General features: G+C 65.1%; 6 protein-coding genes and 1 riboswitch. All 6 genes read left to right on the top strand.

Annotated features, from left to right (window positions below):
* Window positions 1-6 precede the first annotated feature (6 nt).
* A riboswitch (cobalamin riboswitch) is annotated at window positions 7-235 on the top strand.
* Window positions 236-399: 164 nt separating this feature from the next.
* The 6 genes from J0A91_RS15090 to J0A91_RS15065 all read left to right on the top strand — a co-directional run bounded on the left by J0A91_RS15090 (window position 400) and on the right by J0A91_RS15065 (window position 12569).
* Window positions 400-2559, top strand: a complete 2160-nt coding sequence (locus tag J0A91_RS15090; protein ID WP_069205595.1) for a TonB-dependent receptor — start codon at window positions 400-402, stop codon at window positions 2557-2559.
* Window positions 2546-3982, top strand: a complete 1437-nt coding sequence (locus tag J0A91_RS15085; RefSeq protein WP_069207373.1) for a PepSY domain-containing protein — start codon at window positions 2546-2548, stop codon at window positions 3980-3982. Before J0A91_RS15090 ends, J0A91_RS15085 begins: the two co-directional genes overlap by 14 nt.
* Window positions 3979-5025 (top strand): HoxN/HupN/NixA family nickel/cobalt transporter, encoded by a 1047-nt coding sequence (locus J0A91_RS15080; RefSeq protein ID WP_069205594.1) that lies wholly within the window; start codon window positions 3979-3981, stop codon window positions 5023-5025. Before J0A91_RS15085 ends, J0A91_RS15080 begins: the two co-directional genes overlap by 4 nt.
* 171 nt (window positions 5026-5196) lie before the next feature.
* Window positions 5197-8151: a TonB-dependent receptor domain-containing protein gene (locus J0A91_RS15075; protein ID WP_240502031.1), complete on the top strand. Its 2955-nt coding sequence runs from the start codon at window positions 5197-5199 to the stop codon at window positions 8149-8151.
* A 23-nt stretch (window positions 8152-8174) separates the two neighbouring features.
* A complete protein-coding gene (gene galA, locus J0A91_RS15070) occupies window positions 8175-10634 on the top strand; it encodes a beta-galactosidase GalA (RefSeq protein WP_069205593.1) in 2460 nt (819 codons plus the stop codon).
* Window positions 10635-10835: 201 nt separating this feature from the next.
* Entirely contained in the window at window positions 10836-12569 is a 1734-nt protein-coding gene (locus J0A91_RS15065; RefSeq protein WP_240502294.1) for a DUF885 domain-containing protein, read from the top strand.

Here is a 12569-nt window from a genome sequence, read left to right as displayed (position 1 = left end):
CGTTTTTCGCCTCATGATCGCGCTGGTGCCCCGCGAGGGGCTTAAAAGGGAACGCGGTACGGGATTTTGGTCCCTAAGCCGAGGCTGTCCCTGCAACTGTAAGCGGCGAGCGCGATGCACATCGCGTCTGATCCTTCGGGACGGGCGCAGCCACTGGGTCGAACAGACTTGGGAAGGTGGTGCATCGTGGCGTTGACCCGTGAGCCAGGAGACCTGCCGGCGTGGGTCGCTCTTGCTTCGGTCCAGGGGATGGCTGCGGCACGGTGAACTCCGTTCGAGCGACGAAGGTGCGGGGGGCCGCACGGCAGGCGTGACGGTCGCGATGGCGTCCGGTCGGCGCGGCTGCCGCCGTTCGCGCGGCAGGCTCCCCGCTTCGTCCGACGCCGGGGGACTGAAGGAATGCGAAATCTCACCACCTGCGCGGCGCTGGCCATCACGGCCGCCGCCACGCCACTGCACGCGCAGACCACGCCGAACGCCGACAGCGATGCCGATAATATCCTGGTGGTGGGCGAGCGCCAGCAGCCGAGCCTGACCACGCCGAACACGACCGGGAGCCGGCTCGGCCTCACCGCGCTGGAAACGCCCGCCACGCTATCGACGATCGATGGCGACCTGATCCGCGCGCGCGGCGATATGTCGGTTGTCGAGGCGGCGAGCCGCGCGCCCGGCATCAGCAATGTCGGCAATCTCGGCAACGGCGGCACCGCGCTCGCCGCGCGCGGGTTCAGCGGCCAGGGTTCGGTGCTACAACTGATCGACGGTGTGCGCCTGTTCCCCGTCGCCGGCACCATCACCTTCCCGACCGATCCGTGGATGGTGCAGCGAATCGATATCCTGAGCGGCCCGGCGTCCGTGCTCTACGGTCAGGGCGCGCTGGGCGGTGCGGTCAACGTCGTCATGCGCAAACCCAACACCGATCGCACCGATATCGAAGGCGAGATCGGCTATGGATCGCAGAACACCGTCCATCTCGCGGCGGGCATCGGCGGGCCGTTGAACGATCGCCTGTCGTACCGTGTCGATGGCAGCTACCGCCGCTCGGACGGGTTCGTCGATCGCGGCCAATCGCGCAGCTACGCGCTGTCGGGCACCTTGCGCTGGACGCCGACCGACACGCTCGTCCTCACCGCGCGCGACGATTACGGCAATCAGCACCCGATGCGCTATTTCGGCACGCCGTTGATCGACGGGCACCTCGACACCGCAATCCGCGACCGCAACTACGATACCCGCGACGGCCACGCGCGCTATCGGGACAACCGCACCAGCCTGCAACTCGATTGGACGCCGAGCGCGTCCCTCACCTTCAGCAACCAGGCCTATCGGCTGACGAGCAAGCGTTACTGGCTCAATCTTGAAAGTTATTGCTGGGTCGCCGCCGATGGCTTCTGTCCGAACGGCCTCAACGAAAATCCCGCCACGCCCGGGCAAATCTATCGCACCGGCATGACCGGCATCGTCCACGATCAGACCCAATGGGGCGATCAGGGTAGCGTGACGTGGCGCACGAGCCTTGCCGACGGCATCGGCAACGATCTCGTCGTCGGATTCGACGCCAACCTCATCAAGATGCGCTATTCGCATAATTTCGGTGCGGACCCGCAGGTGGCGGTCGTTGACCCGTTCGACTTCGACCCCGGCGTGATCGTCGATACGCAGGGCATCGCGCCGCGCTACCGCACCCGCACCGACGAAATCTCGATCTTTGCCGAGGACCGGCTGAAGCTCGGCGATCACGTCTCGATCGTCGGCGGTGTCCGCCACGAACGCGACCGCATCAAGCGCTGGGGCATCGCGCCATCGGGTGCCGAGAGCTTCGCGCTCGACAAGACGCTGACCAACACCACTTGGCGCGTCGGCGGCGTCTATCAGCCGGTGAAGACGGTCTCGCTCTATGCGCAATATGCCACCGGGGTGGACCCGCTCGGCACGCTGACCACCTATTCGACGGGCCAAGTCCAGTTCAGCAACGCCACCGGCGATCAGGTCGAGATCGGCGCCAAGGCGGTGTTCCTCGGTGGCCGTGGCACCGCGACGATCGCCGCCTATCGCATCGTCAAGAAGGGCCTGCTCGCGCAGCGCACGCCGACCAGCCCAGTCGAACAGATCGGGCAAAGGTCCGCCAAGGGGATCGAGGCGGCGGTATCGCTCGATCTTCCGCACGGCTTCGGCATCGATGCGAACGGCAGCATCCTCGATGCGCGGTTCGATGACTTCATCTCGGGCGGCGCCGACTTCGCGGGCAACACGCCCCCCGATGCGCCCGAACGGATGGCGAACCTGTGGCTGCGCTGGGACGCCACGCACCAACTCCAGGCCCGTGCCGGGCTGCGCTATGTCGGGCGGCAGTTTTCGGACAACGCCAATCACTTCCGCCTGCCCGGTTACGCGACAATCGATGCGACTTTGTCCTACGCGGTGACGCGCAACGTCGCGGTCGATGTCCACGTCTACAACCTGTTCGACAAGGATTATGCGACCAACGCCTATGGCGACCAGCAATGGGTGCTCGGCCGGCCGCGCTCCGTGGACGTGTCGCTTCGTGCCGGCTTCTAGCGCGGCGCGCATCGCCCGGCGCTGGTTGTATTTGACGCACCGCTGGATCGGCATCGCGAGCTGTCTGCTGTTCGCGATGTGGTTCCTGTCGGGGCTGGTGATGGTCTACGTCCCCTATCCCTCGCTGCCGCCCGGTGATCGGTTGGCGCGGGCGCAGCCGATCGATTGGGCGGCGGTGGACGTACCGCCGCCGCTCGACGGGGGGCGGATGCCGCGCGCGTTGTCGCTGGAGATGCGCAACGGTGTGCCGGTGTGGCGCGTCGGCGGATGGGACGGGCGAAACACCACCATATCCGCCGCGCGCGGGGCCCTGATTCGTCCCGTCGATGCCGCTTTCGCCAGGCGCGTGGCGCGCCGCTTCGCCCGCGCGCCGGTCGCGAGCGTCGAGCGGTTGCAACGCGACCAGTGGACGGTCGCGGGCGGGTTCGACCGGCATCGACCACTCTGGAAGGCCGCGATCGACGATCCTGCCGGGAGCGAACTGTATGTCTCCGCGACGACCGGCGGCGTGGTCCAGCGAACGATTCGCCGCGAGCGCTTCTGGAACTGGCTCGGGTCCGTACCGCATTGGCTGTATCCGACCGTTCTGCGGCAGGACACTGCGGCGTGGCGGCAAGTCGTGCTGTGGGTGTCGGGGCCGTGCATCGCGGCGGCGGTGGCTGGCATGTGGATCGGCATCCTGCGCACCCGCCTGGGCGCGCGCCGTTTCAAGGGCGGGCGGGTGACGCCGTATCATGGCTGGCTGCTCTGGCATCATGTCGCAGGGATGGTCGGTGGGGCGTTCCTGATCGCCTGGATCTTCAGCGGCTGGCTGTCGGTCGATCCCGGCCATGTGTTTCGCGCCGCCGATCGCGACGAAGCGTCGGTGCGTGCCTATTCGGGTGGGATGATGCCCACAGTCGCGCTGCCCGGGCTGCGAAACGTGGCGGCGGGCGCGGTGGAGGTTCGCTTGACCGATCACGCCGGTGTGCCGCTGCTGACGGTCTCATACCCTGATGGCCGGCGACAGGTGCTCGATCCGACCACGCTCGCCCCTGCCCGCCCGCCGAGTCCAGCGATGGTCGCGGCGGCGCGCAAGCTGATGGGCGATGCGCCGATCGTCGCGATCGAGCAACTGACCGCGCCCGACGCCTATTGGTACGAGCGCGGCGCGCTCCCGGCCCTGCCGGTGCTGCGGGTCCGCTTCGATGATCGGGCGCGCACCTGGCTGATGATTGATCCCGCCACCGGCGAGGTGCTCGCCACGCTCGACCGGCGCCGTCGCGTCTACCGCTGGACCTTCGACCTGCTCCACACATGGGATCTCAACGCGCTCACGCTGCATCGGCCAGCGTGGGACATTCTGCTCTGGCTCCTCTCGGCGCTGGGGTTGGTGACGTCGATCAGCGGAATCTGGCTGGGCTATAAGAGGCTTGTACGATGACGACAGACTCCGCTTCCCGTCCCCGCATCCGGCGGCGTATCGTCGTGCTGCTCGGGCTGCTTGTCGCCGCCAATGCCGGCGCATGGGTATGGGCCGGCAGCCTGTTCCACGCCGCGCCCGCGATGCTCGGCACCGCGCTGCTCGCCTGGACTTTGGGGCTGCGCCACGCCGTCGATGCCGATCATATAGCCGCGATCGACAACGTCACCCGCAAGCTGATGCACGGCGGCGCGCGCCCCGTGACGGTCGGGCTGTGGTTCGCGATCGGGCACAGCGCCGTCATCCTGATCGCGTCGGTGGCGATCGCCGCCACCGCCAGCGCGCTCACCCGGTTCGAGGCGTTCAAGGCCGCTGGCAGCGTGGTCGCGACGATCTTCTCGGCGGGTTTCCTGTTCGCCATCGCGGCGATCAACCTCGTCATCCTGCGCTCGGTGTGGCGGACGTTCGCGCACGTTCGTGCGGGCGGCAGCTACCGCGAGAACGATCTGGACGTGTTGCTGGCCGGGCGCGGCCCCGTCTCTCGGCTGTTCCGTCCGCTGTTCCGGCTGGTGACGCGGCCGTGGCACATGGCGCCGCTCGGCTTCCTGTTCGGCCTCGGCTTCGATACCGCGACCGAGGTCGCCATCCTCGGCCTGTCCGCTGCGCAGGCCGCGCACGGCTTCGCGTTCGCGCCGGTGCTGGTGTTCCCGGCGCTGTTCGCCGCGGGCATGGCACTGGTCGACACGGCCGACGGCATCCTGATGCTCGGCGCCTACGAATGGGCGTTCGTGCGGCCGATCCGCAAACTCTACTACAATATCACCATCACCGCCGTTTCCGCGGTGGTGGCGGTGATGATCGGCGGCATCGAGACGGCCGCGCTGCTCGCCGACAAACTTGGGCTGTCCGGGGGCGTTTGGGACGTTGCGGTGGATCTGGGCGGGCGCTTCAACCTGCTCGGCTTCTTCATCATCGGATTGTTCGCAGCCGCCTGGACGGTCAGTTTCCTGATCTATCGCTGGAAGCGCTTCGACGAGATCGAGGTGTATCCGGCGGCACCATAGCGGCATGCGCAGATGACGGCGCAGGTCTGTCCCGGCGCTAAACAGGCGCGATCGGCGGTCGAATTGAACGTTTCGTTCAAAACGCGAAAGGATATCGTATATTATATTTGACATACAGATGACATCGTGGTGCATTCGTTACCAAGGCAAAACGCCAAAGGGGTTTCGATCATGGGACAGACCGCACGCACCACCTATCGCACGGCCGCATTCGCTGCGGTTCTGACGGCATTGATGTCGACGAGCGCACATGCGCAGATCGCAGGAACCACCACAGCGGCGGAGCAGGATGCTAGAGCGCCTGACGCGAGCGCCGATACGATCGTCGTCACCGGCACGAGAATCAAACGCGCCGATCTGAACAGCAACAGCCCGCTCACCGCCGTAAGCGAGTCGGAAATCCGCTATCAGGGCGCGACGAGCGTCGAGAGCGTCCTCAACAAGCTGCCGCAGTTCACCGCCGACGCGAACGAGAACGTTTCGAACGGGTCGGACGGCACCTCAAACATCAATCTGCGTAACCTCGGTAATAACCGCGTGCTGGTGCTGTTGAACGGCCGGCGGATGCTGCCACAACAAGCAGTCGACGTGAACTTCGTACCGTCGACGCTCGTGCAGCGTATTGACGTCGTGACCGGCGGCGCGTCGGCGGTGTACGGCTCTGATGCCTTGTCGGGCGTCGTCAATTTCGTGCTGCGCGACAATCTCGACGGGCTTCGCCTCGACGCGCAAAGCAGCATGGCGCAGCACGACAACGGCAACGCCTATCTCCACGGCCTGACCGACGCCAAGGGCTATGCGCGTGCGCCTTCCTCCGTTTTCGACGGCGGCAAGACCGACATCAACGGCGCGTTCGGCAAGAATTTCGCGGATGGACGCGGCAACATCACGATCTACGGCGGCTATCGCCAGACCCAAGCGGTCACGCAGGATAGCCGCGACGTATCGGCCTGCGCGCTCGATCCTGCGGACGATGCCGGCGCCAACCTGACCTGCGGCGGGTCGAGCAACAATCCCTATGGCCTGTTCACGCTGCTGTCCGGCCCCAACAAGGGCCAGACGCTCAACAACACCAAGGACGGTCAGCACACCTGGGTTCCGTACAACTCCAGCTTTGCTTACAATTACGCGCCGACCAATTACTTCCAGCGTTCGGATGAGCGCTATACCGCCGGCGCTTTCGCCAAATTCAAGTTCAGCCCGCTCGCCGAGTTCTATGGCAGCTTCATGTTCATGAAGGATCACACCTTCTCGCAGGCAGCACCGTCGGCATTGTTCCAGGGCACAACTTTCACGATACCCTGCAACAACCCCTATCTGTCGGCAAGCCAGGCCACGACTTTGTGCGGGCCGGCAGCCGGCACGTCCCAGACGCAAGACACTTTCATCGGCCTGCGTCTCTCCACGCCGCGCCGCGACGATCTCCGTCACGAAGATTACCGCTACAACGTCGGCGTGCGCGGCGAGTTCGCCAAGGGATTCAGCTACGATCTCAATTACCTGCGCTCGCTGGTGCGCTACAACGAGACGTACATGAACAACGTCGACAACGTGAAGGCACAGCGTGCGTTGAACGTGGTCAACCTCAACGGCACGCCCACCTGCCAATCGGTGATCGATAAGTCGGACCCGAACTGCCTGCCGATCGATGTCTTCGCTGCCGGGGCGATCAGCCCCGCTTCACTGCCGTATATATTTTCGAACAGCTCGACGCAGAGCCGCAATACGCAGACCGTGTTCTCGGGCACGATCAACGGCGATCTCGGCGAATATGGCATCCAGAGCCCGTGGGCGGATACCGGCATCGGCATTGCGCTCGGCGCCGAGCATCGCCGCGAAACGCTGAAATTTACTGCGGACGCGATCGCGCAACAAAACGGCACCAACAATTCCGATGGTACGATCAGCGTGAACGAAGGTTATGGCGAAATCGAAGTGCCGATCCTTTCGAACCTTCCCTTCGCGAAGGCGCTGACCATCAACGGCGGTGTGCGCTATTCCTCCTATCACAACCAACAGGATTCAACTGGCTTCCAGTCTGATTTCAATGCCTGGACCTACAAAGGCGAACTGTCGTGGGCGCCGAGCAGCGATCTGCGCTTGCGCGCCAGCTATAACCACGCGATTCGCGCGCCCAACATTACCGAATTGTTCGGTTCGGTCTTTTTGGGCAACGTGACCGCGACCGATCCGTGTGCGGGCAGCAAGCCCACAGCATCGTTCGAGGCCTGCCAGCGCTCCGGTGTGACAAGCGCGCAGTATGGCAGCATTCCCGAATGTCCGTCGGGCGTGTGCGTGCAGCAATTCGGCGGCAACCGCGCGGTCAAACCGGAAGTTGGCGACACCTATACGATCGGGATGATCCTCACCCCGCGCATGGTCCGGAACTTCGCGCTGACGGTGGATTATTTCCACATCAAGGTAAGCGATTATATCAGCACGATTCCGCCATCGCTGACGATCAGCCAGTGCGGTTCGACGGGTGATCCTTATTACTGCAGCCTGTTCCACCGCGACCCGCGCAGCGGCGTGCTGTTCGGCAACGACGGGTACGTCGTCGGCACCACGATCAACACCGGCTCGCTGAAGACCTCCGGCATCGATATCACCAGCAGCTACACGCTCGATCTCAACCGCTTCGGCAAACTCAACTTCGATCTGGTCGGCACTTTCCTGCTCGATCTCACCACCGAGCCGCTGCCGGGCCTCGGCAGCTATGATTGCAAGGGCCTGTACGGCTACACCTGTGGCCAGCCCACGCCGAAATGGCGCCACCAGCTTCGCACCACCTGGGCAATCCCCGGCGAAAACCAGGCAACGCTCTCGCTCGCCTGGCGCTACCTCGACAGCGTGAAGCTCTCGAGCCTGTCGGACAACGCGTTCCTCACCGGCCAGGGCAGCATCATCAACCGCAAGATCGGCGCCTACAGCTATTTCGATCTGGCGATGACGTCGAACTTCACAAAGAATCTGACGCTGCGCGCCGGCGTCAACAACCTGCTCGACAAAGACCCGCCGGCGATCGCGCAGGGCATCCTGTCCAGCTTCGGCAACGGCAACACCTATCCGGGCGTCTATGATCCGCTCGGCCGGACCATCTTCATCGGTGCGACCGTCAACTTCTGATCGTCCACGCAAAAGGATCGTACATGCCCCGCCCGTCCCGCCGCGATCTCCTCAAGACCGCTGGCGCGGCGGGCGGGCTCGCGCTCGCGCTGCCGCATACCGCCTCAGCGGCGCGCGCCGACCCTACCAATCCGCGCAGCGTGGTGCCGCTGGATCGCGGCTGGCGCTTCCATCTGGGCCATGCCGGCGATCCCGAAAAGGATTTCGGCTTCGGCGCCTCGCACGATACCTATGGAAAATCCGGCGATGTCGGCACGCCGGTTGCCGGGCGTACCTTCGACGACAGCGGCTGGCAGGCGATTAACCTGCCACACGATTGGGCGGTGGACCTGCCGTTCGAGCGCTTCGGCCCACCCGGCTCGGCCGCCGATCACACCGGCGCGTTCCAGGGCTTCAAGCCGCTCGGCCGGATGTGGCCAGCGACCAGCGTCGGCTGGTATCGCCGCAGCATCCCAATTGCGGCAGCCGACGCGGGCAAACGCCTGTCACTCGAATTCGACGGCGTCTCGCGCGATTGCCTTGTCATCCTCAACGGCTTCGTGGTGGGATCGAACGAGAGCGCCTATGCGCCGTTCCGCATCGACATTACCGATTTCGCGATCCCGGGCGAGGAGAACATCCTCGTCGTGCGCTGCGACGTCAGTCTCGGCGAGGCATGGTCGTATGAAGGTGCCGGGCTGTATCGCCACGTCCGGCTGGTCAAGACCGCGCCCGCACATATCCGCCAATGGGGTGTCGCAATCCGTCCCGAAGTTCAGGACGCCGTCGCGCTGCTGCGCACCGTCACCGAGATCGACAACGACGGCCCGGCCGCCACCGCGCGCCTGCGCGCGATCGTTACCGCGCCGGATGGACATATCGTCGCGACGTCGCTGTCCGATCCGATCGCGCTGCCGGCATGGGAGCAGATCACCATCCCGCAGACGATCCGGATCGCCGATCCCAAGCTGTGGTCGCTCGATACGCCGTTACTGTATACGCTCGCGACCGAACTGGTGGTCGCCGACACCGTGGTCGATCGCGACGACAGCCGCTTCGGCATCCGCACGATCCGCTTCGATCCCGAACGGGGATTCTTCCTCAACGGTGTGCCCGTGAAGATCAAGGGCACCTGCAATCATCAGGATCATGCCGGCGTCGGCTTCGCGGTGCCCGACAGCCTCCACATCTGGCGGCTCGAACAGCTCAAGGCGATGGGCGCGAACGCCTACCGCTCCACCCACCATTCGCCCGCTCCCGCGATCCTTGATGCCTGTGACCGCATGGGCATCCTCGTCATGGACGAGACGCGTCAGATGTCGAGCAACCCGGAGGGCATGAGCCAACTCGATCGCATGGTCCGTCAGGGGCGCAACCACCCCAGCGTCATCCTATGGAGCATCGGCAACGAGGAGATCCATCGCGGCACCGAGACCGGCGCGCGCATTGCCGAGACGATGAAGCGCCGCATCTATGAACTCGACGGCACGCGCCCCGTCACCGAAGCGTTCAACGGCAAGTTCGGTCAAGGCGCCTCGCGCGTCCTCGATGTGCTCGGCTGCAACTACTATCTCGACGAGATCGACGCCTATCACGCCGCGCACCCGGCGATGCCGATGATCGGCACCGAAACCGGCAGCACGGTGATGACACGCGGCGAGTACAAGCGCGACGACGCCGCCGGGATCGTCCCGGCCTACGACACCGATTATCCGAAATGGGCGACCACGGCCGAGCGCTGGTGGAGCTTCTACGATGCGCGCCCCTTCCTCGCCGGCGGGTTCGTCTGGACCGGGTTCGACTATCGTGGCGAGCCGACCCCATTCGAGCGCTGGCCCGAAAACGCCTCCAACTTCGGCCAGATGGACAGTTGCGGCTTCCCCAAGGACAATTACCATTATTATCGCGCCTGGTGGGGATCGAAGCCGGTGCTCCACCTCTTCCCGCACTGGAACTGGCCGGGGCGTGAGCGGCAGGATATCGCCGTCTGGGTCCACAGCAATTGCGACGCGGTCGAGCTGTTCCTCAACGGTCGCAGCCTCGGTCGCAAGCCGGTCGAGCGCAACCGCCACCTCGAATGGCAGGTGCCCTACGCACCGGGCCGGATCGAGGCGCATGGCTTCATCGGCAGCCGCCGCATCCTGACCGACGTGCGAGAGACCGCCGGCGCCCCGGCTCGGCTCGCAGTCTCGAGCGAGCGTCGCATGCTCGCGCCCGGTGAAGTCGCGGTCGTTCGCGCGGCCGTTCTGGATGCGCACGGCCGTGAGGTGCCGACCGCCACCAACCGGGTCACCTTCGCACTAGACGGCGATGCGACATTGCTCGGCGTCGGCAACGGCGATCCGCGCTGCCTCGAACCCGATCATGCGACTGCGCGCTCTGCCTTCAACGGGCTCTGCATGGCGATCGTCCAGGCCCGCGACCGAGGCGGGCCGATCCGCCTCTCGGCTTCGGCCGAGGGCCTGCGGACGGCCGCCCTGCCGTTCCTCGGAACGCCCGCTTGAACCATCAAACATCTGCCTGCCGGCATGTTCTAAGCACAGCACGACCAGCGCCCGTGCCTCGATCACCGGAGAGACTATGTCGATGAACTGCCCGACTTCTTCGTCTCGCCTACCCTTGCGAGCGCCTTGGAATATTGTATACGATACTTCTAACATCGTAAGCGCGGGGCGGATATGCGGCTATTGAAGAGCGGTCTGATGATGGTCGCGTCAGCTTCGGCGATCATGGCGGCGCCCGGCGCGGTTGCGCAAGAGTCCGCCGACGCGCGTTTCAAGGCGATCTACACCGCCGAATGGACATGGCGCCAGAACCAGAAAGCCGACGACGAGGACAGCGGCGACCATATCTCCGCGCATCTTCCCGATGTCGGACCTGCGGCGCAGGCGGAGCGCCTCAAGATGTGGACCGACGTGACGGCGAAACTCGCGACGATCGATCCCGCGCAGCTCACCCCGGAAAACCGCATCGATCTGCAAATCTACAGCAACCAGATCGCCACCGCGCTCGCCGCGCTTCGCTACCGCGAGTATGAAAAGCCGCTCAACGCGGACACCAGCTTCTGGGGCAACGTGGCGGGCACCGCGCGGCAGAGCTTCAAGACCGAGCAGGATTACCGCAATTATCTGACCATGCTCGGCGAGATGCCGCGCTATTTCGCGCAGCAGATCGCCAACATGAAAGCCGGCGAAGCGCGCGGCTTCACCCCGCCCAAGATCACGCTGGAAGGCCGCGATGCCACCGTGACGCCGATCACCGATGCCAAGACGCCGCAGGACAACCCCTTCTACGCGCCGTTCAAGACGATGCCCGCCGTCATCCCCGCCGCCACCCAGGCGGCGCTCCGCGCGCAGGCCGTCGCTGTCATCCAAAACGCCGTCGTGCCCGCGCACAAGAGCCTGCTCGCGTTCCTGCGCGACGACTATATCCCGCACGCAAAGACCAGCCTCGACGCCTATTCGCTGCCCGACGGCAAGGCCTATTACCAGTCGAAGATCAGGGAGTTCACCACCCTCGACCTGACACCCGCGCAAATCCACCAGATCGGGCTGGACGAGGTGGCCGGCATCCGCGCGCAGATGCTCGGCGTGATGAAGGAGGTCGATTTCGAGGGCGACCTGCCCGCTTTCCTGACCTATCTCCGTACCGATCCGCGCTTCTACGCCAAGACGCCGCAGGCGCTGCTCGATCGTGCCGCCTGGATCGCCAAGACATTCGACGGCAAGGCGAAGGACTGGTTCGGGCATCTGCCGCGCAGCCGCTTCGCGATCATCCCCGTCCCCGCCGACATCGCGCCGTTCTACACCGGCGGGCGCGGGGGCCCGGGCGTGTATCTCGTCAACACCTACAATCTGCCCTCCCGCCCGCTCTATTCGCTGGCCGCGCTGACGCTCCACGAAAGCGCGCCGGGCCACGCCTTCCAGATGCCGCTCGCCGCCGAAAACAAGGATCTGCCGCCGTTCCGCCAGCAGTCCTACATCTCGGCGTATGGCGAAGGCTGGGCGCTCTATTGCGAGAAGCTCGGCGTCGAAATGGGCATGTACGACACGCCCTATGATCGCTTCGGCATGCTCAGCTACCAGATGTGGCGCGCGGCACGGCTGGTGGTCGATACCGGCATCCATGCGATGGGCTGGACGCGTGCGCAGGCGCAAGCCTATCTCCACGACAACACCGCGCTCGCCGACCATGAGATCGAGACCGAAGTCGATCGCTACATCGCGTGGCCCGGGCAGGCCTTGTCCTATTACCTCGGCGAAAAGGCGATCGTCGATGCCCGCGCCAAGGCCCAGAAGGCGCTGGGGCCGAAGTTCAACATCCGCGCCTTCCACGACACCGTGCTCCAGCTCGGATCGGTACCGCTGCCGGTGCTGCAAGCCCGGGTAGACCGCTTCATCGCCGAGGGCGGCAAGGGACCGTACCCCGACGAGGAATGA

It is taken from the genome of Sphingomonas panacis, from assembly GCF_001717955.1.
Classification (GTDB): domain Bacteria; phylum Pseudomonadota; class Alphaproteobacteria; order Sphingomonadales; family Sphingomonadaceae; genus Sphingomonas; species Sphingomonas panacis.
Note: the sequence above shows the minus strand (reverse complement) of the source record. Positions and strands in the feature narration are given on the sequence as shown.

Coding starts and splice junctions, on each gene's coding strand:
- J0A91_RS15090 (WP_069205595.1), top strand. CDS start 400: ATGCGAAATCTCACCACCTGCGCGGCGCTGGCCATCACGGCCGCCGCC.
- J0A91_RS15080 (WP_069205594.1), top strand. CDS start 3,979: ATGACGACAGACTCCGCTTCCCGTCCCCGCATCCGGCGGCGTATCGTC.
- J0A91_RS15075 (WP_240502031.1), top strand. CDS start 5,197: ATGGGACAGACCGCACGCACCACCTATCGCACGGCCGCATTCGCTGCG.
- galA (WP_069205593.1), top strand. CDS start 8,175: ATGCCCCGCCCGTCCCGCCGCGATCTCCTCAAGACCGCTGGCGCGGCG.
- J0A91_RS15065 (WP_240502294.1), top strand. CDS start 10,836: ATGGTCGCGTCAGCTTCGGCGATCATGGCGGCGCCCGGCGCGGTTGCG.